This is a genomic window from Streptomyces sp. BBFR51 (assembly GCF_044591655.1).
In the GTDB taxonomy this organism is placed as follows: Bacteria; Actinomycetota; Actinomycetes; order Streptomycetales; family Streptomycetaceae; genus Streptomyces.
Map to the genome: position 1 here is coordinate 9,101,874 of NZ_CP172448.1, position 23,441 is coordinate 9,125,314.

Consider the following 23,441-nt stretch of genomic DNA (forward strand, 5'->3'; position numbering starts at 1 on the left):
TACCAACTGACGCCGAAATCACCCGGGCGCTCGGGCGGTCCGCCGTACCCGAAAACCCCCGGCGGTCCGTCCTGCCCGGAAACAACAGCGAACAGACAACGGAGACAAGAGATGTCTACTGCGCGTCGTGCGACATGGATGCTCATCGCCACACTGGGAGTGGGGGGCGGCGGTGTCGCGGCCGCTTCCATTGCACAGGCGAGCCCCGAAGCCGCGGGGACCAAGACCGTCGCCACGGACAAGCACCGCCCGATCCCGGTCACGGGCCGCGACCGGATCTACACCGCCGACCAGTCGTCCAACACCGTGTCGGTGATCGACCCCTCGACCAACAAGACCCTGGGCACGATCGCCCTGGGCGACCAGCGCGTCGGCAGCACCTTCAGCCCCCAGTACACCGGCGACTCCGGGGTGCACGGCCTGGCCTACTCGTCGGACCACCACCTGCTGGCCGTGGTGAGCGTCTCGAGCAACACCGTCCACATGGTCGACACCAGGACCAACAAGGTCCTCAACACCACCGATGTGGGCCGCGCCGCACACGAGGGCAGCTTCACCGCCGATGGCAAGGAGTTCTGGGTCGCCAACCGCGGCCGGGACACGGTCTCCATCGTCGACACCAAGCACGGCGGCGTCACCGGCACCGTACGCGTCGGCGACGGCCCCTCGAAGGTGCTCATGAGTCCCGACGGCAAGTACGCGTACGTCAACTTCACCACCAAGGCCGAAGTCGACGTGATCAACGTGCGCTCGCACAAGATCGTCAAGCGCATCACCGGGCTCGGTTCCACCTTCTCCTCCGACCAGGCCATCTCCCCGGACGGAAAGCAGATCTGGGTCTCGCACAAGCGCGACGGCAAGATCAGCGTGCTCGACCTCAGGCGCAATGAACTCGTCACCGTGCTGAACACCGGCCCGGACACCAACCACCCGCAGTTCGTCGACAACCGCAAGGGGAAGTTCGTCTACCTGACGATGGGCGGACTCGACGAGACCTGGGTCTACAAGCGGACCGACGGCGCCCCGCAGCTCATCACCAAGATCAAGAATGGTGGTCACGCCCCGCACGGCGCCTGGGGCAGCGGCGACGGTTCCCGCCTCTACATCGGCCTGGAGAAGTCCGACGCGGTGGACGTGATCGACACGGTCACCAACAAGGTGGTCGACACCATCGCCTCCGGCCAGGAACCGCAGGCCATCGTCTACGCTCCCCGCGCCACCAACCGGCCCGGCGGCGCCCCCAACCTCGGCCACCAGGGACTGGGCCAGCAGGCCCACAACGTGCCCACCACGCTGCCCGACGGCAAGCGCGGCGACACCCTCGACCCGGTCAAGGGCCGCGTCCTGGAGGCCACCATCCGCCCCGTGGCCGGTCTGGACATGATCCAGCTCCAGGCGCGCGGGCTCAAGGCCGACACCGTTTACCAGGCCTACTCCGTGTCCGACAACGGCAAGAAGACTCCCCTGCGGACCTTCCCCACCGACAAGAACGGCACGACGCCCATGGCGCTCTCCTTCGGTGCCTTCGACGGCAAGAGCGTCTCGATCGAGGTCAAGGGCGCGGTGTCCCCCGTCCAGAAGGCGGCCTTCGCCTCCCAGGCCAACGGTCACACCCACGGTGTGAAGACCGCCGACCTGCTGTTCTGCGACTGCTGCTGACCCCGATCCCGACACCAATCCCGACCCCGACCTGAGAGGACGTTGCCATGTCCCGCCGCACTCGACGGCACATCACCCCACTGATCACTGTCGCCGGGGCGGCGGGCGCTGTCCTGCTCTCGGCCGGCGCCGCCACGGCCCATGTCCGGGTCATCGGAGATGTCATCCCCGGCAAGCCCGCCACCCTGCAGTTCCGCGTGCCCAGCGAGCTGGCGGAGGCCACCACCGTCCGGATCACGGTCGAGGTTCCGAAGGACCTGATGATCACCTCGGTGCCGAAGCTCGACGGATGGAACCAGGAGACACTGCCCGGGACGGGCGACAAGGGCACGCAGTTGGTGTGGACGGCGGAGCAGGGACACGAGATCCAGCCCGCCCAGAGCGAGACCTTCCAGGCGAACGTCGGCCCGATTCCGGACCGGTACTCCCTGACCTTCAACACGGAACAGACCTACTCCAACGGCACCGCCGTCGCGTGGAACCAGCCGCAGACCGGCGCCGAGGAACCGGAGTTCCCCGCCCCGGTCCTCGTCGTGGACCCCGAGGCCAGCCCGCCGCCCGGATCCGCCGACGGTGCCCAGCAGCCGGGCACTTCCGCATCCGCTCCTGCTCCTTCCGCCGACGCGGCGACACCCGCACCCGCCGCCGCCGAGGACTCCGACTCCGGTTCATCGCTCCCGCTGATCGCGCTGATCGGAGCGGGAGTCGCGGTGGCCGCCGCCCTCACCGCCGCCGTACTGCGTCGGCGCGGTGCGCGGGACGGCTCGCACGCATAGCCCCCTCCGGCCCACCAGGACACTCGGCCACGGTCTTGCCCCGACTCCCCAGAAGGCGACCCGATGTCCCACACGGCACTGTTACCCGACAGTGGTGACGCCGCCCCACCGCCCGCTCCGGTCCGCAGGAGGGCCGCGGTGGCCATGGAGGCACACGAGCAGGGCGTCCGCACCACCCGCCACTTCACAGCGGCCGTCCTGGTCCGCTGGGGAGTGCACGGGGAGGACCGCGAGGCGGCCGTGCTCATCGTGAGTGAACTCGCCACCAACGCGGTGCGGCACGGCCGGTCCGACCTGACGGTCGCACTCGCCCTGGCCGGGGACACCCTGCACATCGACGTCACCGACCACGGCGAGCCGTCCGCGTCGCCGGAGCCGCCCGCGCCCGGCGAATGCGGGCGCGGTCTGGACATCGTCGGCTGCCTGGCCGACCGGACCGAGACGGTCTGCCGGCCCTGGGGACGACAGGTGAGCGCCGTGCTCGGTGTCGCCGGACCGGAGCGGCCGGAATGACGCCCACGGCGCGGCGGACGTGTCAGGGGCGGCGGGCGTTCTCCAGGTAGTGCAGGATCGCGGCGACCCGCCGGTCGACCTGCTGGTTCGGTGCCAGGTCCAGCTTGGCGAAGATGTTGCGGATGTGCTTGTGCACGGCACCGTCCGTGACGACGAGGCGCTGGGCGATGGCGATGTTGCCGAGCCCCTCCGCCATCAGCGCCAGTACGTCCCGCTCACGCGGGGTCAGACGCTCCAGGCGTACGTCCTGACGCGAGCGGGTGAACAGTTGCGAGACGACTTCGGGGTCGATGGCGGTACCGCCGGCGGCCACCCGGTGCAGCGCGTCGAGGAATTCCTCCACCCGCCCGACCCGCTCCTTGAGGAGATAGCCGATGCCGCCGACGCCGTCGGTGAGCAGATCGGTGGCGAAGCTCTGCTCCACGTACGCGGACAGGACGAGGACGGCGAGCCCCGGGTGACGGCGGCGCGCCTCGACGGCCGCGCGGATGCCCTCGTCGGTATGGGTCGGCGGCATCCGCACGTCGAGGATGGCGACATCGGGCCGGTGGGCGTCGATGGCGTCCAGCACCTCGTCGGCCGAACCCACTTTGGCGACCACGTCCAGCGACTCCGCGCGCAGCAGCAGCGCCAGCCCCTCGCGCAGCAGGGAGTCGTCCTCCGCCATCACGATCCGCATGGGAAATCCACCTCGAGAACAGTCGGTCCGCCGTGCGGACTGGTCAGGCGCAGCACACCGTCGTGTGCCGCGATACGGCGCCGGATGCCGGTCAGACCGGACCCGCCCGTCTCGTCGGCGCCGCCGTGGCCGTCGTCCTCGACGCGCAGCAGGAGCCGTCCGCCCCGGCTGCGCACGGTGACGGCGACGTTGGCGGCGCCACTGTGTTTGGCGACGTTGGTGAGGGCCTCGGCCACCACGAAGTAGGCGCTGGCCTCGACCGAGGCGGGGCACCGCTCCGGGAGGTCGACGTCCGTCCGGCAGGGCACGGCGCTGTTCGCGGCCAGGCCGGAGAGCGCTCCGGCCAGCCCCCGGTCGGCGAGTACGGGCGGCAGGATGCCGCGTGCGACGGCGCGCAGCTCGGACAGTGCCTGTTCGGCGGCCGACTGGGCGCGTTCGAGGAGCTCCTCCGCGCCGGCGGGATCGCGGGCCACCATGCGGCGGGCCGCTCCGAGCAGCACGGTGACGCTGACCAGGCGGTTCTGCGTGCCGTCGTGCAGCGACCGCTCGATCCGGCGCAGCTCGACGGCGTGGGCGTCCAGCGCGGCGGCCCGCGTCGCGGTCAGCTCGGCGATCCGCAGGGAGAGGTCGGTGCCCGGACCGGCCGCGAGGAGCCGCACCGCGGGCCGGGACTGCAGGCGGGCCAGGCCGGGGCCCAGGCCCAGGATGATGGCGATCCACCCCACACCCAGCAGGGACACCACACTGGCCTGCGCCCACGAGTCGGCGGTGCCGAACCCCAGTGACGTGCTCGTGGCACCCGACGGGGCGAACGGCCACACCAGCGGAAAGGTGGTGTCGCGGACGGCGAAGACCGGCAGCAGCAGCCCGAGCAGACCGGTGAGCAGACCGAACGAGGCGTGGACCGCCAGCCAGCGCAGCTCACGCCGTGTGGTGTCGTCGGCCAGGGCGAGCCGCAGCCGGGTCGGTGGCGGATCAGGGGCGACGATCTCGACGCCGTGGCGGGACAGGCGCCCGCGTTCGCGGCGGGCGAGCGCGTGCACGGCCCGCAGAAGGGCGGGCGCGAGCAGCAGACCGACGCCCGCCAGACAGGCGACGGCCGTCAGCACGAGAAGGCCGAGGAGTGCCAGGGCGAGGACGGCCGTGCCGAAGCCGCCGACGAGCTGCCTGAGCGCGGCGAGCGCGGCGGACAGACTGCCGGCGACGGCCGCCTTCCAGGACTGACCCGGGCCGGTCCCGCTCGCGGTGGCTGGATCGTGTTTGTGCCGGGCGGTCACGTTTCGCCTTTCACCGGCCCTCCAGTACGCCGTCACCCTATGTGCCGTCACGGCGTGTGCGGAGGGGCGGAAGGAAAAGGTAGAGCCTGCTGTACCACCGATCCGGCGGCCTGAGGGATCGGCACACGGGGCGCCGGTCCGTAACGTCGAAGACCTCGCACCGTTTCTCCTCACCCCTCACGGAGCAGCCATGACCTACCCGGACCCCGCACAGCTTCCGCCGGTCTCCGTCCGCGGCGGGACTCCGCAGGAGGGCGCCGAGGGGGGAGTGCTCCGCACCGTGCTGTGGGTGGTCCTCGTGGTCAGCGTCGTGGGCAACACGGTGGCCTCCTTCGCCGGGGCCGGCACCTGGGTGCACCTGGTCGCGGGTGTCATGACCGCGGCGTGCGCCACCGTGCTGGCGGTGCGCCGGCTGCGCAGCGGACGCTGAGCGGCCGGAACACGCGTGTGTCCGAAGGCGGTTCATACCGGTGCGGCTCCCGGCGGCGTGACCACCGCGAGGGCGTCGACGCTGCCGCGGCGTTCGAAGCGCAGGGTGAAGCGGACGAGGTCCCCGGTGCGCCAGCCGGGCCGTGCCGTCAGGGTCACGTCCACACCGTGGGGGGACATGGACAGGGTGTCGCCGGCCGAGACGTCGACGGAGTCCAGGGACTTCTTGGACGCGGCGCCGCTGGGCGTCATGACGTGCCGGCTGAGGCCGGCCTCCCGGCCGGAGTAGGCCACCGCGACCAGCCGGTCCTCGGTGTCACCGGTGTTGGTGATGTCGAAGTAGGCGGACGTCTCCGTCGTCGCGCCGAACGGCAGGAAGACCCGGCCGTAGGAGACGTCGATCCGCACGGTGGGGCTGCCGGCCCCGCCCGCACCGGCCCAGGCGGTCAGGCCGCCGAGGGCGACGCCGCACGCGGCGACGGGGGCGAGGGCGGCCAGCGCGGTGTCGGCCAGCCGGCGCCGGGACAGGCGCCGCAGGAGTCCGTTCGTCGGGCCGGTCATCAAATCCTCCTGCGTGCGGGCGCGGGCTGCCAGGCGCGCAGCCGCAGACTGTTGCCGACCACCAGCAGGGAACTGAGCGACATCGCCGCGGCGGCCAGCATGGGGTTCAGCAGGCCGACCATGGCCAGCGGCACGGTCACCACGTTGTAGCCGAAGGCCCACACCAGGTTGGTCCGGATGGTGCGCAGGGTGTGCCGCGCGAGCTGCACCGCGTCGGCCAGGGCGTCGATGCTGCCGCGGGACAGTGTCACGTCGGCGGCTCCGATGGCCACGTCCGTGCCGCTGCCCATGGCGATGCCGAGGTCGGCCCCGGCGAGTGCGGCGGCGTCGTTCACACCGTCGCCGACGACCGCGACCCGGTAGCCCTGCTCCCGCAGTTCCCGCACCAGGGCGGCCTTGTCCTCGGGGCTGCGACGCGCGTACACGTCGGTGACACCGAGAGCGTCGGCGACGGCTTGTGCGGGCGCCTCGCGGTCCCCGGTGGCGAGCACCGGGCGCACCCCCAGCCGCCGAAGCCGCTCCACGGCCCGGTAGCTGCCGGGCCGTACGACGTCACCGACCTCGATCAGGGCCTGCTCCACCCCGTCCACGCACACCAGTACCGGGGTGTGCGCGGCCTTCTCGGCCTGTGCCAGCGCCCCGGCCAGCGGGCCGGGCAGGTCGTCGCCGGGTGCCAGGACCTCCACCCGGCGGTCCTCCACCCGCCCGGACACCCCGCGCCCGGTCAGCGCCCGGAAGCCGTGCACCTCGGGCAGGTCCTCGCCGGGCAGCTCCCGGCGCGCGTGTCCGACGATCGCGCGGCCCAGCGGATGCTCCGAGCCCTGCTCCACCGCACCGGCCAGCCGCAGTACGGCGTCCTCGCCCAGTTGGCCGGGGACCGCCGTCACGCGGGCGACGCTCATGTGCCCGGAGGTGAGGGTGCCGGTCTTGTCCAGTACGACCGCGTCGAGGTGCTGCAGGCCCTCCAGGGACTGCGGCCCCTTCACGAGAACGCCGATCTGGGCGCCGCGGCCGGTGGCGGCCATCAGCGCGGTGGGCGTGGCCAGACCGAGCGCGCAGGGGCAGGCGACGACCAGGACGGCGACGCACGCGGTGACGGCCGGCTGCGCGTCGGCTCCCGCGCCCAGCCAGAAGCCCAGCGTGGTCACGGCCAGCGCCAGCACCACCGGAACGAAGAACCCGGCGACCCGGTCCGCCAGCCGCTGCGCCTTCGCCTTGCCGGCCTGGGCGTCGGTCACCAGCCGTGCGATCCGGGCGAGCTGGGTGTCGGCGCCGACGGCGGTCGCCCGTACGAGCAGCAGCCCGCCGGCGTTGACCGCTCCGCCCACCACGGCCGATCCCGGGCCCACCTCGACCGGCTCGCTCTCGCCGGTGACCAGGGACAGGTCCACGGCGGAACTGCCCTTCACGACCTGCCCGTCGGTGGCCGCCCGTTCACCGGGGCGGACCACGAAGACCTGCCCCACGGTCAGCTCCTCCACGGGGACGAGCCGCTCGGTGCCGTTCTCGCGGACCGCCACCTCCTTGGCCGTCAGCCGTGCCAGCGAGCGGAGCGCCTCCCCGGTCCCGCGCCTGGCCCGTGCCTCCAGGAAGCGGCCCGCGAGCACGAACAGCGGGACGCTGACGGTCGCTTCGAGGTAGATCGCCGGGGCGTCGGTGGTCGCGCCGGGCAGGAGGGAGAAGGCCATCTCCATGCCCGGCTCCCCGGCACCGCCCAGGAACAGGGCGTACGTGGACCACGCGAAGGAGGCGACCACACCCAGGGAGACCAGGGTGTCCATGGTCGCGGCCGAGTGCCGCAGCCCCCGCAGGGCCCGCACGTGGAACGGCCACGCGCTCCAGAACACGACGGGGGCGGTGAGGGTGAAGCACAGCCACTGCCAGTTGACGAACTGCAACGCGGGCACCATGGACACGGCGAGCACGGGCAGCGAGAGCAGGGCGGTGACCACGAGCCGGTGGTGTTCTCGCCGGTCGGCCCCGCCCCCGGCCCCGCCGCCCGGGCCGGCGGTCTCGCCCGCGTCGTCCGCGGGCCGCGCCTCGCCGGGCGGTTCGGGGATCGCGGCGGTGTAACCGGCCCTTTCCACGGCCGCGACGAGTTCCTCGGCGCCGATGTCCGCGGGGTGCTCCACCCGGGCCCGGCCGGTCGCCAGGTTGACGCTGGCCGTGACCCCTTCCAGCTTGCCGAGCTTCTTCTCGACGCGGTTCACACAGGCCGCGCAGGTCATGCCGCCGACGGTCAGGTCGGTGGTCATGGTGACGGGATCCGGGGCAGTGGATTCGGTGTCCATCGGTGCTCTCCTCAGCCCATCTCGTCCATGTCGTCCTGGCCCCCTCCGGTCCCGCCCCCGCCGCCGTCCCCCGGGGACACGACTCCGCTGTCCGACGAGCCCGACATGCCGGGCGAGACCGGGCCGGCGGCGGACCCGACGGCGTACGACACCGCGAACATCAGGGCCAGCAGCAGGAGGAAGCCGTACAGAACCGGGGGCGGAGCGAGGGCTCGGGCCGACGCGCCCGCCTTGGGGGACTTTGGTCGGTATTCGGCCGTCACGGGTTCTCCAGGTCGCTCGCGGTGCGCGGCGTCGAAGGGATCGGGCCGCGTTTCCTGAGGAGTCGGGGAGCTCGAGGCGTGAGTTCCTCGACGGGCGCGTGGCGCGCGTCACAGGAGCGGCGTACGGGCGGCGCGCGGACGCCGGGCCGCTTCAACGTTTCGCCGCAACGGCGCGTAAACCCGCACGACACCCGGGGCCGCGCTCCCCGGCGGGAGGAGACCCCGCAGACAGCACAGACAGCACATGCCCGGCGTAAGGAGCTGGTGGCGATGACCCCCGAACGGCCCCACTCCGGCCCGCGTTCCGCCGTCGGCCGCTCCGGGAGGCGGCACACGGCGGCCTCCGACGCGGAGGCGACCCGGCTCGCGCTGGCCGCCAGAGACGGCGACGCCCGTACGGCCGATCTGTTCGTCCGGGCACTCCACCACGACGTGCGGACCTTCGTGGCCCACCTCAGCCCCGACCCGCAGGAGGTCGACGACCTCACCCAGGAGGTCTTCGTACGGGCACTGGTCGGTCTTCCCCGGTTCGAGGGACGTTCGGCCGCCCGCGTCTGGCTGCTGACCATCGCCCGGCGCACCGTGGTGGACAGCTTCCGGTACGCCGCGGCCCGGCCCCGGCGCGCCGACCGGGAGGACTGGTGCCGTGCGGCCGAGGAGGCCCAGCCCCGTGACCTTGCCGGCTTCGAGGAAGGCGTCGCCCTCAGGGAGCTGCTGGCGACCATCTGCGCGGAACGACGCGACGCCTTCGTCGTCACCCAGCTCCTCGGCTTCCCCTACGCCGAGGCCGCCGTCATCCTCGGCTGTCGCGTCGGCACGGTCCGTTCCCGCGTCGCGCGGGCCCGGACCGCGCTGGCCGGACTGGTCGGCGAAGCGGAGGCGGCGCACACGGGCGCCTGAGGACCGGGCCGCTACAGGTGAGAAATTCCGAACGGGCCGGGAACCCGGCGCCTCGCCACTGCGACCCCTTGTGCGGAGCCGGCTGACAGGGCTTCTCGATCGCACGCGACCATGGAGGTTGAACGTGTCCGGACTGTGGCGCCCGGTCAGTGGTGTCGTGCTCACCGCGGGGCTGCTCACCACCGCCTGTGGCGGGGACGGCGGCGGGAACGCGTCGCCGGCCGCGCAGGGAGCCGGCCCCCGGGTGTCGGTGCAGAACTGCGACGGTGAGAAGGTCACCTTCGACTCGCCCCCCGGCAGGATCGTCACGAGCAACGCGTCGGCGCTGGAAATGCTGCTGCGGCTCGGGGCGGGACCCAAGGTGATCGGTACCGGATTCCCGCCGGGAAAGGACGCGTTGCCCGCCGATCTCGCCGACCAGGCCTCCGACGTGCCGGTCCTCGGGCGGACGGTCATCCCCAAGGAGAAGCTGCTCGGTTCGGGCGCGGACGTCTACCTTCAGACGTTCCGGCCCGCGAACGGCACCTCCACCGGACCCCGCCCCGAGGAGTTCGACGCGGCCGGCATCGAAGTGGTGGAACTGCTCTCGACCGCCTGTGCCGCCGAACACCCCGGACCCCAGAAGGACCTGTCCGCGGTCATGGGCGACATCGAGCGGCTCGGGACCCTCACCGGGACGTCCGACCGGGCCGACGAGATCGTGGCCCGGATGCGCGAGAAGGTGGACGCGGCGGGGGAGCGGGTGGCGGCCGTGCCGGAGGCGGAACGGCCCACGTACTTCGTCTTCGACTTCGACGCGGGCACCAAGCAGCCCAGCGCGGTGTGCGGCGGGCAGGTGGCCAACGCGGTGATCACCCTCGCCGGGGCCCGCAACGTCTTCCGCGACTGCGAGGGCACCTTCGAGAAGACCGGCTGGGAGGACGTCGTCGCCAAGAACCCCGACTGGATCCAGCTGACGGTACGCAACCGGGGCAGCGCCGATGCCGACGAGAAGGCCTTCGACGAGGCCGAGCGGTTCCTCAAGTCCTTCCCCGCCACCCGCGGGCTGACCGCCGTCAAGAAGGAGAGGTTCCTGCGGATCCGGTCGGAACGGATGACGACCCCGTCGGTCGCCAACGCGGAAACGGTCGAGCAGATCGCCCGCACGCTGTACCCGGACCGGTTCCAGGACGTGCGGTAGATGCGGACGGCAACGTCGTCGTCCGCGGACGCGGCACGCGGGAGGGCACCGGAGCCCGGCGACCGGGACGCCAGGACCGTCCCCGTCGGCCTGCTGCTCGCCGGGCTCGCCGTGACGCTGCTGCTGGCGCTCACCGCGGCCGTGTCCTGGGGCTCCTCCAGTGTGCCCTTCACCGACGTGTGGTCCACGGTGCTGCACCGGCTGACCGGCGGGCAGCCGCGGCCGGGTACCCAGGACCTGATCGTCTGGCAGCTGCGGGTGCCCCGTGCGCTGCTCGCCGCCGTCGTCGGGGCCGGACTCGGCGTCGTGGGCACCGCGGTCCAGGCGCTGGTACGCAATCCGCTGGCGGATCCCTACCTGCTGGGCATCTCCAACGGGGCCTCGCTGGGGGCCGTCGCCGCCATCGTGCTCGGCGCCGGCACCGGGGGACTGCTCGGGCTCGGAGTCTCCGGCGCCGCCTTCCTCGGCGCGCTGCTCTCCTTCGCCCTGGTCTGGGCCGTGGCCCGGCGCGGGGGAGCGTTCTCCCCGCTGAGACTCGTGCTGGCCGGGGTGGCGATCGGTCAGTTCCTGTCAGGGTTCACCAGCTACCTGGTTTTGAGGGTGGGCGACGAACAGCAGACCCAGGGCGTGCTGTTCTGGCTGCTGGGCAGCCTCGGCGGGGCCCAGTGGAGCACCCTCGCCCTGCCGGCCGCCGCGGTGCTCCTCGGTCTGCTCGCCCTCCAGGCACGGGCCAGGGCCCTGAACGCCCTGCTGCTGGGCGACGAGACCGCGGCGGGCCTGGGCGTGGACGTGGCCGCGCTGCGCCGGGAACTGTTCGTCGTGACCAGTGTCCTGACGGGCGTCCTGGTGTCGGTGTCCGGCGCCGTCGGCTTCGTGGGGCTGATGGTGCCGCACCTGTGCCGGCTCGTCGTCGGCGGCGACCACCGCAGGCTGCTGCCCGTCTCCGCGCTGACCGGTGCCGTCCTGCTGGTCGTCGTCGACATCGTCTGCCGTACGGCACTGCCGTCGACGGAGCTGCCGGTGGGCGTGGTCACCGCCTTCGTCGGTGCTCCCGTGCTGCTGTTCCTGCTGGACCGCCGACTGGAGCGCGCCCGATGAGGATCGAGGTGGAGGGCCTGCGGGTGGCCTACGACGGCCGTACGGTGGTGTGCGGGGTGGACCTGTTCGCCGCACCCGGAGAGATCACCGGGCTGATCGGCCCGAACGGCAGCGGCAAGTCGAGTGTGCTGCGCACGGTCTACCGGCATCTGCGTCCCGCGTCCGGGCGGGTCCTGCTCGACGGCACCGACCTGGCGACGCTGTCCCCGGCACGGTCCGCCCGTCATGTCGCCGCGCTGCCACAAGAGCGGGGCGGCGACTTCGAGCTGACCGTGCGCGAGGTGGTGGCGATGGGACGCACCCCGTACAAGCGGGCCTTCGCCGGTGAGGACGACGGGGACCGGAAGATCGTCGCCGACGCCCTGGACCGGGTGGGCATGGCGCGGTACGGCACACGCGGGTTCTCGGCACTGTCGGGCGGGGAACGCCAGCGGGTGCTGCTGGCCCGCACGCTGGCCCAGGACCCGGACGTGCTCGTCCTGGACGAGCCCACCAACCACCTCGACGTACGCCACCAGGTGGAACTGCTGGCCCTGCTGCGGGCGCAGCACCGCACGACGCTGGTGTCCCTGCACGACCTGAACGCGGCCGCGTCCGTCTGCGACCGGCTCCATGTACTGCGCGCCGGTGAGGTCGTCGCCTCCGGCACACCGCTGGAGGTACTCACCCCCGGACTGATCGCTGACGTCTTCGGGGTGCGGGCGGCGGTGATCGAGCATCCCCTGACGGGAGACCCGCTGATCGCGTTCGACCACACGGCCACCGTGGCATCGGGCCCGAGGCTCTGGAGCGGGTCCGGGGCGCCGGACCTCAGGTGAAGCGGCCGGGCGTGGTAGCACAGCCTGTACCGCCAACGGTCACGCTGCCGTCATCGTGCCGGGTCGGCAGGATGCCTAGATTGACGAGTGGCCGATGAGCGGTCCGTCCGTGTGAACGCCCCTGTGGGACAAGGGTGTTCGACGCACACGGCAGCTGCGGCCCGACAGCCGTGTGCCAAGTCATTCACCAAGAAGGCCGACGACAGATGAGACCACCAGGGGACACGCGTACGACCGGGCATGGCACCGCCGGCGGAGCGCTTCGTTGCTGATCGACGATGTGAGCCAGGCGGCTCAGTACTCCATGGACCTCATCGGCATCTTCGCCTTCGCCCTGTCCGGGGGCATCCTCGCGGTGCGCAAGGACTTCGACATCTTCGGCACCGTGATCCTTTGTGAGGCGGCCGGCCTGGGCGGCGGCCTCTTCCGCGACCTGGTGATCGGCGTCCGGCCCGTCGCCTTCAGCGACCTCGGATACTTCCTGACGCCGTGGGCGGCGGCGGTCATCGTCTACTTCGGACACCGGCTCCACCGTGGCGGGACGGCACTCGAGAGCCGCCTCTTCGACCTGGGGGACGCGGCGGCGCTCGGCCTGTTCAGCGTCACCGGCACCATCAAGGCGCTGTCGCACGGTTTCAACGTTCCCGCCGCGGTCACCCTCGGCGCGGCCAGTGCCGTCGGCGGCGGCGTGCTGAGCAGCCTGCTCGCCCTCGAAGTACCGTCACTGCTGCGCTGGAACACCGACCTCTACGCGGTCCCCGCACTGGCGGGCGGTGTGGTGGTCACCCTGTTGCAGGCCGCCGGGCGGCTGAACGCCCCGACCGCCTTCGCCGCGGCCCTGCTCGGCTTCGGGCTGCGCATCCTCGCCCAGCGGCGCCGATGGCGGACTCCGCGGTCGTCCTTGTGGCGCGATCCCTTCGCGGGACTCCGGCTCCAGCGGGCACCGGAGCCGCCGCGCGAGGGCGCGCCGCCGGAAGCCGGTACGGCCGACGAGGCGAGGACCGCCGTCCTGCCCCTGTCGGAGTCGCCGACGCTCACCCTGCGAACCCGTCACGGCCGCCCCGCCGCCGCACCTCGGCACGACGCGTCGCGGCCACCGGACCCACGGCTCGTACCGCGGCGCCCAGCACCCCGATCGACGCAGGAGCGGCAGGGAGCGCTCCCGGACCGACCGGCGTAGTCATGGCCGGCGCGGAGAGGGAGTGCGGTGGCCTGCGGCGGGGTCCCGCATGCCACCGCACCGCCGGAGGACGCGTCACCGCACGGCCGGTACCACCCGGGTCGTCGACGGCCCGCCCGGCAGCGGCTGTACGCCGGTGAGGACCGCCAGCCCGTGCCGGTCGCCCCGGAGTTGGCTGCCGAAGAACGCGGTCGCGTAGGCGGTGAGCGCGTCCTGCTGCCGGTCGGGAGTCGCCTGCCGGTCCGGGCAGGTGCTGTCGTCCTCGCCGAACAGGAAGGGCGGCGTCCAGGTCGTGTTGAAGAAGTTGTGGTTCGCGTCGTGGAGCGACACGGAGTAGTCCGTCGCCCGGTTCCGCCCCGCGACGTCGTCCAGGTACTCCTGGCCGGCCTCGCGGACCGCTCCGTCGCAGCCGCCGGTGACCACGGCGAACGGGAGCCGGGTGACGAGTGTGTCGCTGTTGTCCCCCTCGGGGTCGTCGAACTTGACCGGGGCGAGTGCCAGGACGGCACGCACCCGCACCCCCGCCGGCCATTCGCCGCGGTGCTTGTCGGACGCCTGCCACATCACGCCCTTGCCGCCGCGCGAGTGGCCGAGGGTGCCGACGCGGGTCATGTCGACGTGGTCGGCGAAGCGCGCTGCGACCGGGTGCCCCGACCCGTCGACGAGCCGGTCGGCCAGGGCGCCGCCCCGGCCCGCGGCCAACTGCTGCCAAAGGCGCAGGTGTTCGTTGACGAGCCGGGCACGGTCGCCGTAGTCGAAGGACGTCTGGTTGATGCCGTCGACACTGATCGACGCGACCACGAAGCCGCGGGCGGCCAGCGCCGCGCCGAGATAGTCGTACCCGCGATGGCTCGGGAACGGCCGGGAGCCGGACGGGCAGGGCCAGGTGGCGGCGTCCATGCGGTCGCAGGCCCACCACGAGCCGTGCGCCATGACGATCAGCGGTGCCCGGCCGGTGAGGTGCCGCGGGTAGTGCACCACCGCGCGCACCTCGCTCACCGTACCGGTCTGCGGATCCCGGAAGGCCGTGTCGCCCAGGTCGTACTCGGCCACGGCGACCGGGTTCCGGTTCTCCTGCGCGGCGGAGGGGGCCTGAGCCTGTGCCGTCAGGACGCCGGTCAGGAGTAACAGCCCTGTCAGCAGTCGGAGCAAGGATCGGAGAGGTGTTCTCATGCCGGGTAAGAGTGGACGGACGTCACAGGCGTTGCCCCGGCGAGGCCGCCGGGGACCGGTGGACGGAGATCTCAGGCGGGGATCCGGGCCCGGGTCACGAGGGTGGTGTGTCGGCCCGGTCTCGCGGTTTCCTGCCTGCTTCCGTGCGCGGCGCGACGGTACGCAGATCCGTGAGCGTGTCCGTCAGCGGATCCCTGTCGCTGTGGCCGTCCATCTCCTGTCGCCACAACCGGTGCTCCCGGTTGGCCCAGGTCCGCGAGACCGTCCCCCGCCACATGCCCTCCCGGGCGCCGGGGTCACCGGCCGCCTTCCAGATGTGACCGGCAAGCACCACGGCGATCGTCAGGGCCAGCCAGTCGTGCACGAACGTCGCGCCCGTGCGGACGGACAGCGAGGCCAGCTCGGGGAACCAGAGCAGCAGTCCCGTCCCCACCATGACCAGGCCCGCGCCCGCCGTCCAGGAGGCGTAGAGCTTCTGGCCGGCGTTGAACTTGCCGGAGGGGATGTTCGAGGTCCCGGTGCGACGGACCGCTGCCCGCAGCCAGCGGCGGTCGTGGGGCGCGAAGCGGCTGAGCCGCCTCAGGTCCGAGCGCAGCGCACGCGAAGCCATGCCCAGCAGCACCGGCACGGATAGCGCGATTCCGGACCACTCGTGCACGACCGTCACCAGTGGCCGACGACCGACGAGTTGGGAGAGGGGTGAGATGTACAGGCACGCGGCGGTGAAGACGCACACCCCTGCCAGGATCGCGGTGGCGTGATGGGCCCAGCGCGCCGAGGCGGTGAAGCGCAGCAGCCGGCCGGTCCGCGACAGGGGCGAACCTTCGGCGGTGTCAGACCGTGGGGGCATCGTTGCGTCCGTTCGAGCGTCCCACCCACGCGTCCACGTCGTAGCCACGGCGTTCCCAGTAGCCGGGGATCACCTTGTCGGTGACGTTGATGCCGGACAGCCACTTCGCGGACTTGTAGAAGTACATCGGGGCCACGTAGAGCCGGACCGGGCCGCCGTGGGCGTGGGTGACCGGCTTGTCCTCCATGCTGGTGGCGACCAGCACCTCGGGATGCCTGGCCTGTTCGAGGGTGAGGCTCTCGGTGTAGGCGCCGTCGAAGCAGCTGAACCGGATGGCCTTGGCCTTGGGCGACACGCCCACGGCGTCGAGGAGGGTGGACAGGCGTACCCCGGCGAACGGGGTCTTCGGCACCCGCCAGCCGGTCACGCACTGCACGTCCCGCACCAGCCTGGTCTGGGGCAGTGCGGCCAGGTCGGACAGTCGGAAGGTCGTCTCCTTGTCCACCATGCCGCCGATCTGGAGACGGTAGGTCGCCTCGTCCATCTCGGGGGTGCTGGAGGTGACCGTGTAGTACCGGAAGCGGTTGCCCGGCAGCAGGTCCGACAGGCCCGTCGGATCCTTCTGCGCCACGGCGTCGACGCCCTTGGCGACCACATCCTGGATCGGGCCCCCGGCTGCTACGCCGAGGGCGCCCAGCCCGAGCATGCCCAGCAGCACCCGCCGGCCCACCGGGGCACCGCTGGGGTCGGCCTCGGGGCCCGGGAGTGGGGACGGCACCTTGGGAGGAGAGTCGCTCATGCCTGGTATACGCGTGTCCGCGGCACGGTGTTGAAGCCGGTACTCGATCGCTGCATGTGAGGAAAATCGAACACTGCCAAACTCTCTCTCCGGTGGCTAGCGTGATCAACAGCAGGGCTCCGGGGCGGTAACCGCCCGGGCCCCGTACTTCTCGATTCCGCAGCCACCTTGAAGGGACGGCCCACCATGGCCACATCGCGCATCCGACGCAGCACGGCCGCCGTACTCACCATGGCGGCTGTCGCCACCACGGTCCTGGTCGGTCAGGCGGTGGCGGACGAGGACCGGCCCGCCACCGCCCCGGCACATGCACCGGCGGCGACGGCCGAGGCGTCGGCCCGGTCCGAGCGCGTTCCCCGCATCGCCGCCGCGTGGCACTCCGCGTGGACCGGCGAGGACCCGAACGCGCTGGCCGGCCTGTTCACCAAGGACGGCACCCTCGTCGACCTGTCGGTGCCCTACACCTCGCGAGGGCGAGCGGAGATCACGGAGTTCAAGGCGATCACCGAGCGGCTCATCCCCGACGCGGACCTCGAGATCACCGACGCGTTCCGCAGTGGCGACCGCGTGGTGATCCGGACCGACTACTCCGGAACCCTTCCGGGGGCGTCCAAGCCGTTCAAGGTGCAGATGGCCAGCGTCCTCGAACTCCGGCACGGAAAGATCGCCGTCAACACCGACTACTACGACCGGGCCACGATGCTCCGCCAGTCCGGCCTGCCCGCCGACTGGAGGCCGCCGACGTAGCCCTGACACGACACACGGCCGCCGAACCGTTTCCCTCGGCGGACACCTCCCCACTTTCTTCACACGCCCGTACCATCGCTGCGCAGCAGCCCCGTGACGGCCGAGCAGCTGACAGGAGTGGGCGATGTCCGTCCAGGACGCGAGTGCCGGAAAAAGTGGACCGGTGGGAGGGCGCCGGGCCCGGGGTGACGGCGTTTTGGCGCCGTGGGCGGAGTTCGGGGCGCAGCTGCGGCACTGCCGTCGGCGCATGCAACTGACGCAGCGTCAGCTTGGGCGACTGGTCGGATACCACCACAGTCTGATCAGCAAATGGGAGAGCGGCACAAGAGAACCGACCGCCGGGGTGGTGTCCGGACTGGAACACGTGTTGAACGCCCGGGGAGTGCTCTCCGCGCTGGCCGGGGCCGGCGACGAGCGAGGGCGTCGGCCCCCCGTTTCTCCGGGGGCCGCGTTCTCCGGGCCGCTGCCGGGAGGGGGCGAGCAACGGCCGCTCGTACCGGGCCGGGCGGTGGACGACTGGCCGGAGTGGCTCGACGCTCACGGATGCGCGCTGCACGTCGGCGCTCAAGGATGCGCCGTGCCGCCGTTCGGAGACCTGGTTCTGCTGCCGGACCGGCTGCGGCAGGCCCGCGTGACGGCCGCTCCGGCAGCAGCGGAACCCGACCTGGTCCACCTGGTCCTCGCCCTGCTGGACCGGTGCGAGCACAGCGCGCTGCGCTCGACCTCGACCACCGCGCTCGGCACCGTGGAACAGGTGCTGCGCTCGTTGGCCGCCTGGGCCGAGGCGGCCGACGCCGCGCAGGGTCCGCCGCTGGTGCTGATGCGAATCGCGGCGCGATACGCCCAGCTCGCGGGCCGACTGCGGATGCAGCGGGGGCAGGGGGCGCTGGCGATGGCCTGGGTCGCCCACGGACTGCGGTGGGCCGAGGCGGCCGGCGACACGATCACGCGGGTGACGCTGACGACCGACCTGTGCACGCTGGCACGGCTGGACGGAGACGGTCCCTCCGCGCTCGGCTACGCGCAGGCCCTGGCCGGCCTCGGTGCCCGCGGCGGCTGGATCGCAACCCTGGCCCACATGTACCTGGCGCGAGGTTACGCGGCGACCGGCGACGGCGCGGAATGCCGCCGCCGCGCCTCCCTCAGCCGCGGTGGACTGGACGGCCTGGGCGGGCGCGATCTGGCCCAGGCGCCCTGGCTGGCGGACGGGCAGGGGCAGTTACGGGTCGAGTCGGCGGTCGCGGGCGGACTGCGGGACCTGGCCTTGCTGACGGGCGACCGCGCCACGGCACGCGGCGCCGCACGCGCCGCCGTGCTGGCGCTGGAACAGGTGCCGGCAGGGATGCTGCCCACCCGGCTGCTGCTGACGCTGCGGCTGGCCGACTGTCATGCGGGGGCGGGCGAACTGGACGCGGCGCTGGAACTGGCGACCCCGGTGGTGGAGCAGGCGGTGGCGGCGCGCCGGCGGACCATCTCGCACGAACTGGCAGGGCTGCACGGCCACCTGACCGGAACCTGGGGAGGCCTGCGCGAGGTGCGGGACTTCCAGGAGCGGATCCGGGCCGCCCGGGCGGATGCCGGGCCCTGAGTCCCCGGTCCGAGTCGCACGCGGTCTCGGCCGTGGGCGGGGCGGCGCGCGCTCAGGGCCGGGCGGCGTCCGGTACCGGGGTCCGGCCCCGCAGGCACCGGTCGGGCACGCCCGGCCAGGGACCGTATCCGTCCGCCGGGACGATCGCACGCGGCGCCTGGGCGGACGCGGCGGACCGAGTGCCGAATCCTCGGTAACAGAACTGCCCACACACCGACTTATGCCGAGTCGACGGGTGGTTCGGACAGCTTCCGGTGTCATGAGAGCACTGCGTTTTCCCGAGTACGGCCCCCCGAGCGCGCTGGAGATTGCCGACATGCCGGAGCCGCACGCGGGTCCGGAAGGATCCGGATCTCCGTGAAGGTCTCCGGTGTCACACCGGCCGACCGCGTCGTGCGCTCCGGCGGGTTTCGCGACGTGATGCCGGTGAGTGTGCCTCACGTGCCCGGAGTGGACGCCGCACGGGTGGCCGACGAGGTGGGCGCGGGAGTCAGCGGTGTGCGGCCGGGCGACGAGGTCTTCGGCATCGTGGATCTCGCGGGACGCGACCGTCGTCGCAACGGCGAGCGCGAACAACTATTTGCTCGCGGAACTGAGGGCGGCGGCGACCACCTACGGTCCCGGTCTGCGCGAGCGTGACGCCGCCCTGGTGCCCGCCGGCGCGGACGTCGAGCAGCGGCACTTCACCGTGCCGGTCGCGGCCGCCTTCCCACTCGAGGACGCTGCCGACGCACAGCGGCTGAGCGAGACCGGTCGTGCCCGGGGAAAGATCGTGCTCACTCACTGAAGGGCGATGGCGGGGCGGGGCCCCTGGTGCCGGGTCTGCCCTGGTGCCGTGTCGTCCGGGCAAGTCGGCGGCCGTCCCAACTGCCCCTGACATAGCAGTCGTTCACCCTGCTGACAGCTCCTCGTCCGTATATCGGTCCGTGCTTGCCGCTGTTTGACAACAGCACGTCGCGGTGGTGAACCCTGTTGACCCCCGGCGTGACCGGTGTGAGTGTTCTGGCCGCCCAGGCAGGAGCGCGCACTCCCCTCGCCATGTCAGGTCCATGACCATTTCAGTCATGGATCCTGCCACGTGGTGCTCCTGCTTCGGGTGCTCGACGCGATCACACAACGCGAAACCCTCACCTTTCGAGGAGCACCCGTGAAACGAAGACTCGCCGTGGCGGGCCTCTCCCTGGCCGTGGCCCTGGGAACAGTGGCACTGCCCGCCGCGACCACCGCCCAGGCGGCCGAAACGGCCACAGCGAACGCCGGCGCCGCGCGGCCGAAGCCCGTGGACCGCGCCGTCGCCGCCGCCGACAAGGTCACCGCCAGCGGATTCGACTCCCTCGCCAAGGGACCCGACGAACGCTACGACCGCCGGATGGTCACCCCCTGGCTCAAGGGGCTGTACTCGATCGCCTACGAGCGGACCTACCGCGGTCTGCCCGTGGTCGGCGGCGACGCCGTCGTCCTGGCCGACAAAAACGGTGACGTACGTGCCGTGCGCTCCGCCACCGACGTCCGGATATCCGTCGGCACCAAGGCACGGATCAAGGCCGACGCGGCCGAGCGCACCAGCCGCGCCGAACTGAAGAAGGCCGACAGGACCGAGTCGCGGCAACTGGTCGTGAAGCTGGCCGACGACAAGGCACAGCTCGCCTGGGAGACCGTCGTCACCGGCAGCACCGAGGACGGCACGCCCAGCCGGCTGCACGTCTTCGTCGACGCCCGCACCGGCAAGGTCGTCGACGCCTACGACGACGTACGCGCCGGCAGCGGCCACAGCCAGTGGAACGGCCCGAACCCGCTGTCCATCGACACCAGCCAGTCCGGCGGCAGCTACCGGCTCAGCGACGCGTCCCGGCCCGGACTGAGCTGCGCCGACTACAGCAACGGCCGCGTGTTCACCGGCCCGGACGACAGCTGGGGCAACGGCGACGCGAGCAGCAGGGAGACCGGCTGCGTCGACGTGATGTACGCGGCGCAGAAAGAGTCGGACATGCTCCGCGACTGGCTGGGCCGCGACGGTCACGACGGCAACGGGGGCAGCTGGCCGGCCGAGGTGGGCCTGAACGCGGTCAATGCCTACTGGAACGGCTCCAGCGTCGCCATCGGCCACAACGAGCAGAACGAGTGGATCGGCTCGATGGACGTCGTCGGCCACGAGTACGGCCACGGCATCGACCAGTTCACCCCCGGCGGCGCCCGCAACGAGAGCGGCCTGGGTGAGGCCACCGGCGACATCTTCGGCGCCCTGACCGAGGCGTACGCCAACCAGCCGGCGCCCTACGACACCCCCGGCGACTACGAGGTCGGCGAGACCGTCGACCTCGTCGGCAACGGACCGATCCGCTACATGTACGACCCCTCCCGGCTCAGGGACCCCAACTGCTACTCGTCCTCGATCCCGGACACCGAGGTCCACGCGGCTGCCGGCCCCCTCAACCACTGGTTCTACCTGCTCGCCGAGGGAAGCAACCCCGGTGGCGGCAAGCCGGACAGTCCCACCTGCAACAACTCCACCGTCACCGGCGTCGGCGTCCAGAACGCGGGCAAGATCTTCTACGGCGGCATGCTGCTGAAGACCAGCGGCATGACCCACAAGCGCTACCGCACCGCGACGCTGACCGCCGCCAAGAACCTCGACCCCACCTGCGACCTCTTCAACAAGACGAAGGCCGCCTGGAACGCGATCAGCGTCCCGGCCCAGTCCTCGGACCCGGCCTGCACCGGCAGCCCGGCCTCCGACTTCTCCATGGCGATCAGCCCGGCCTCGGGCAGCGTCGAACCGGGCCAGTCGGCCACGGCGACCGTCTCCACCACCGTCACCAGCGGCAGCGCCCAGTCCGTCGCGCTGTCGGCGGCGGGCGCCCCGGCCGGTGTCCAGGTGTCCTTCAGCCCGTCGTCGGTCACCTCCGGCAACAGCGCCACCATGAAGGTGTCCGTCGCCGACTCCGTCGCGCAGGGCACCCACACCCTCACCGTCAAGGGTGACGGCAGCGCGGCCGACCACACCGCGCAGTACACCCTGACCATCGGCGGCGGAGGCAACCCCGGAGGCCAGGCCCCCGACATCGACGCGGCCAAGGTGAAGGCCCACCTCGACGAACTCCAGGCCATCGCGACCCGCAACGGCGGCAACCGCCGCTCCACCGGAACCGGTTACGACCAGTCGGTCGCCTACGTGAAGGGCAAACTCCAGGCCGCCGGCTTCACCGTCGCCGAACAGCCCTGCACCTCCGGCTGCACCAGCGGCGCGGGCAACAACCTGATCGCCGAGTGGCCCAGGGGCGACGCGAACAGCGTCTACATGTTCGGCGCCCACCTGGACGGCGTCTCCGCCGGTCCCGGCATGAACGACAACGGCTCCGGCTCGGCGGCGCTCCTGGAGACGGCCCTCGAACTGGCCCGGCAGAACCCGGACATGCTGAACCGGGTCCGCTTCGCCTGGTGGACGGACGAGGAACAGGGCCTCAACGGCTCCGACTTCTACGTCCGCTCGCTCAGCTCCGCCGAGCGCTCGAAGATCAAGGCCTACTACAACTTCGACATGGTCGCCTCCACCAACGGCGGCTACTTCATCAACCACATCAACTCCGCGGCCGCCGCGCCGATGAAGGAGTACTGGGCCTCGCTGAACCTGGCACCCGAGGAGAACACCGAGGGCGCGGGCCGCAGCGACGACTACTCGTTCGAGCGCTACGACATCGCCACCTCCGGCTACGCGATGGGCGCCGGCGCGCGCAAGTCGTCGGCGCAGGCCGCCAAGTGGGGTGGTACGGCGGGCCGGGCCTACGACCCGTGCTACCACTCCTCCTGCGACACCATCGACAACATCAACCCGACCGGCCTCAACCGCGCGTCCGACGGAATCGCCTACACCCTGTGGGAGCAGGCGGTCGGCGGCGAGGCACCGGCCAACGACTTCTCCGTCGCGGTCTCGCCCACCTCCGGCAGCGTCAAGGCGGGCGCGTCGGCCACCGCCCAGGTGTCCACCGCCACCACCGGCGGCTCGGCGCAGCAGGTACGGCTCTCGGTGCCGAACGCGCCCGCCGGCGTCTCGGTGGCCTTCGACCCGTCAACGGTCCAGTCGGGTCAGCGCTCCGCCATGAAGGTCGCCACCGCGGCCTCGACCGCCCCGGGCACCTACACCCTCACCGTCACCGGCACCGGTACGTCGGCCACGCACACCACGACGTACACACTGACCGTCACCGGGGACGGCGGCGGCTGCGACACCGGCCAGAAGATCGTCAACGGCGGCTTCGAGGACGGCACGTCGCCGTGGACCGGTGACACCCGCACCATCGGAACGTACGACGGCCAGTCCGCGCACAGCGGCACCCGGTACAGCTGGCTGGGCGGCTGGGGCAAGACCAGCAACGAGACGATCAGCCAGAAGGTGACCGTCCCCGAGGGCTGCGCCGCGGTCAAGCTCGACTACTTCCTGCACATCGACACGAAGGAGACGACGAACACCCCCTACGACCACCTGCGGGTCCAGGTCGACGGCACCACCGTCAGTACCAGGTCCAACGCCGACGCCGCGAGCGGCTACGTCCGGCAGTCGCTCGACCTGAGCGCCTACGCGGGCCGGCAGGTCACAGTGACCTTCGCCTCCACCGAGGACGCGTACCTGCAGACGAGCTTCGTCATCGACGACGTGACGCTGCAGGGCAGCTGACCACTGCCCGACGAGCGCGGGGCCCGGACCGGGGAGACGGGGGCGGTC

Annotated in this window: 20 protein-coding genes and 1 pseudogene; 13 read left to right on the forward strand and 8 right to left on the reverse strand. The window is 72.0% G+C overall.

Annotation, left to right across the window (positions count from 1 at the left end; all coding sequences use genetic code 11):
* Positions 1 to 111: 111 nt before the first annotated feature.
* The 3 genes from ACGH7X_RS41070 (at position 112) to ACGH7X_RS41080 (ending at position 2,948) form a co-directional block, all read left to right on the forward strand.
* Positions 112 to 1,659: a beta-propeller fold lactonase family protein gene (locus tag ACGH7X_RS41070; RefSeq protein WP_399896280.1), complete on the forward strand. Its 1,548-nt coding sequence runs from the start codon at positions 112 to 114 to the stop codon at positions 1,657 to 1,659.
* A gap of 47 nt (positions 1,660 to 1,706) precedes the next feature.
* Positions 1,707 to 2,435, forward strand: coding sequence for a DUF1775 domain-containing protein (locus ACGH7X_RS41075; RefSeq protein WP_399896283.1), 729 nt, complete (start codon positions 1,707 to 1,709; stop codon positions 2,433 to 2,435).
* A 144-nt stretch (positions 2,436 to 2,579) separates the two neighbouring features.
* Positions 2,580 to 2,948 (forward strand): ATP-binding protein, encoded by a 369-nt coding sequence (locus ACGH7X_RS41080; RefSeq protein WP_399897713.1) that lies wholly within the window; start codon positions 2,580 to 2,582, stop codon positions 2,946 to 2,948.
* A gap of 22 nt (positions 2,949 to 2,970) precedes the next feature.
* Here the strand turns inward: ACGH7X_RS41080 and ACGH7X_RS41085 are convergent, their stop codons facing one another.
* Together ACGH7X_RS41085 and ACGH7X_RS41090 are read right to left on the reverse strand one after the other, a co-directional pair.
* Complete coding sequence (locus ACGH7X_RS41085; RefSeq protein WP_319709025.1) at positions 2,971 to 3,627, reverse strand: response regulator transcription factor; 657 nt, start codon at positions 3,625 to 3,627, stop codon at positions 2,971 to 2,973.
* Positions 3,615 to 4,820 carry a sensor histidine kinase gene (locus ACGH7X_RS41090; RefSeq protein ID WP_399897716.1) on the reverse strand — a complete coding sequence of 402 codons (1,206 nt, stop codon included), beginning with the start codon at positions 4,818 to 4,820 and terminating at the stop codon, positions 3,615 to 3,617. The genes ACGH7X_RS41085 and ACGH7X_RS41090 overlap by 13 nt, the downstream gene beginning before the upstream one ends.
* A gap of 274 nt (positions 4,821 to 5,094) precedes the next feature.
* On the opposite strand from ACGH7X_RS41090, the gene ACGH7X_RS41095 reads away from it, so the two are divergent.
* Positions 5,095 to 5,334 carry a hypothetical protein gene (locus tag ACGH7X_RS41095; protein ID WP_399896286.1) on the forward strand — a complete coding sequence of 80 codons (240 nt, stop codon included), beginning with the start codon at positions 5,095 to 5,097 and terminating at the stop codon, positions 5,332 to 5,334.
* 32 nt (positions 5,335 to 5,366) lie between these two features.
* Here ACGH7X_RS41095 and ACGH7X_RS41100 read toward each other — a convergent pair whose 3' ends face one another.
* The 3 genes from ACGH7X_RS41100 to ACGH7X_RS41110 are packed head-to-tail and all read right to left on the reverse strand — an operon-like array spanning position 5,367 to position 8,448.
* Positions 5,367 to 5,894: a copper chaperone PCu(A)C gene (locus ACGH7X_RS41100; protein ID WP_399896289.1), complete on the reverse strand. Its 528-nt coding sequence runs from the start codon at positions 5,892 to 5,894 to the stop codon at positions 5,367 to 5,369.
* Positions 5,894 to 8,185: a heavy metal translocating P-type ATPase gene (locus tag ACGH7X_RS41105; RefSeq protein WP_399896291.1), complete on the reverse strand. Its 2,292-nt coding sequence runs from the start codon at positions 8,183 to 8,185 to the stop codon at positions 5,894 to 5,896. Before ACGH7X_RS41105 ends, ACGH7X_RS41100 begins: the two co-directional genes overlap by 1 nt.
* Positions 8,186 to 8,196: 11 nt before the next feature.
* Positions 8,197 to 8,448, reverse strand: a complete 252-nt coding sequence (locus tag ACGH7X_RS41110) for a hypothetical protein (protein ID WP_399896294.1) — start codon at positions 8,446 to 8,448, stop codon at positions 8,197 to 8,199.
* Between the two features lie 270 nt (positions 8,449 to 8,718).
* Between ACGH7X_RS41110 and ACGH7X_RS41115 the strand changes: the two genes are divergently transcribed.
* The 5 genes from ACGH7X_RS41115 to ACGH7X_RS41135 all read left to right on the forward strand — a co-directional run bounded on the left by ACGH7X_RS41115 (position 8,719) and on the right by ACGH7X_RS41135 (position 13,624).
* Positions 8,719 to 9,348, forward strand: a complete 630-nt coding sequence (locus ACGH7X_RS41115) for a sigma-70 family RNA polymerase sigma factor (RefSeq protein ID WP_399896297.1) — start codon at positions 8,719 to 8,721, stop codon at positions 9,346 to 9,348.
* Positions 9,349 to 9,472: 124 nt separating this feature from the next.
* On the forward strand, positions 9,473 to 10,528 hold the full coding sequence (locus ACGH7X_RS41120) for an ABC transporter substrate-binding protein (protein WP_399896300.1): 1,056 nt from the start codon (positions 9,473 to 9,475) through the stop codon (positions 10,526 to 10,528).
* Positions 10,529 to 11,626, forward strand: coding sequence for a FecCD family ABC transporter permease (locus ACGH7X_RS41125; RefSeq protein ID WP_399896303.1), 1,098 nt, complete (start codon positions 10,529 to 10,531; stop codon positions 11,624 to 11,626).
* Positions 11,623 to 12,444: an ABC transporter ATP-binding protein gene (locus ACGH7X_RS41130; protein WP_399896306.1), complete on the forward strand. Its 822-nt coding sequence runs from the start codon at positions 11,623 to 11,625 to the stop codon at positions 12,442 to 12,444. The genes ACGH7X_RS41125 and ACGH7X_RS41130 overlap by 4 nt, the downstream gene beginning before the upstream one ends.
* Positions 12,445 to 12,709: 265 nt before the next feature.
* A complete protein-coding gene (locus tag ACGH7X_RS41135; RefSeq protein ID WP_399896308.1) occupies positions 12,710 to 13,624 on the forward strand; it encodes a trimeric intracellular cation channel family protein in 915 nt (304 codons plus the stop codon).
* Positions 13,625 to 13,699: 75 nt separating this feature from the next.
* On the opposite strand, the gene ACGH7X_RS41140 is transcribed toward ACGH7X_RS41135, so the two are convergent.
* The 3 genes from ACGH7X_RS41140 to ACGH7X_RS41150 all read right to left on the reverse strand — a co-directional run bounded on the left by ACGH7X_RS41140 (position 13,700) and on the right by ACGH7X_RS41150 (position 16,386).
* Positions 13,700 to 14,797, reverse strand: coding sequence for an alpha/beta hydrolase family protein (locus ACGH7X_RS41140; protein WP_399896311.1), 1,098 nt, complete (start codon positions 14,795 to 14,797; stop codon positions 13,700 to 13,702).
* A 94-nt stretch (positions 14,798 to 14,891) separates the two neighbouring features.
* On the reverse strand, positions 14,892 to 15,647 hold the full coding sequence (locus ACGH7X_RS41145; protein WP_399896314.1) for a cytochrome b/b6 domain-containing protein: 756 nt from the start codon (positions 15,645 to 15,647) through the stop codon (positions 14,892 to 14,894).
* Positions 15,631 to 16,386, reverse strand: a complete 756-nt coding sequence (locus tag ACGH7X_RS41150) for a molybdopterin-dependent oxidoreductase (RefSeq protein ID WP_399896316.1) — start codon at positions 16,384 to 16,386, stop codon at positions 15,631 to 15,633. Before ACGH7X_RS41150 ends, ACGH7X_RS41145 begins: the two co-directional genes overlap by 17 nt.
* Positions 16,387 to 16,572: 186 nt before the next feature.
* Here ACGH7X_RS41150 and ACGH7X_RS41155 point away from each other — a divergent pair, with 186 nt between their 5' ends.
* The 4 genes and pseudogenes from ACGH7X_RS41155 to ACGH7X_RS41170 all read left to right on the forward strand — a co-directional run bounded on the left by ACGH7X_RS41155 (position 16,573) and on the right by ACGH7X_RS41170 (position 23,393).
* Positions 16,573 to 17,133: a nuclear transport factor 2 family protein gene (locus ACGH7X_RS41155; RefSeq protein ID WP_399896319.1), complete on the forward strand. Its 561-nt coding sequence runs from the start codon at positions 16,573 to 16,575 to the stop codon at positions 17,131 to 17,133.
* A 124-nt stretch (positions 17,134 to 17,257) separates the two neighbouring features.
* A complete protein-coding gene (locus ACGH7X_RS41160) occupies positions 17,258 to 18,721 on the forward strand; it encodes a multiprotein-bridging factor 1 family protein (protein WP_399896322.1) in 1,464 nt (487 codons plus the stop codon).
* A 259-nt stretch (positions 18,722 to 18,980) separates the two neighbouring features.
* Positions 18,981 to 19,508, forward strand: a pseudogene (locus ACGH7X_RS41165) (zinc-binding dehydrogenase).
* 414 nt (positions 19,509 to 19,922) lie between these two features.
* Positions 19,923 to 23,393, forward strand: coding sequence for a M28 family peptidase (locus tag ACGH7X_RS41170; RefSeq protein WP_399897719.1), 3,471 nt, complete (start codon positions 19,923 to 19,925; stop codon positions 23,391 to 23,393).
* The last annotated feature ends 48 nt before the right edge of the window (positions 23,394 to 23,441 follow it).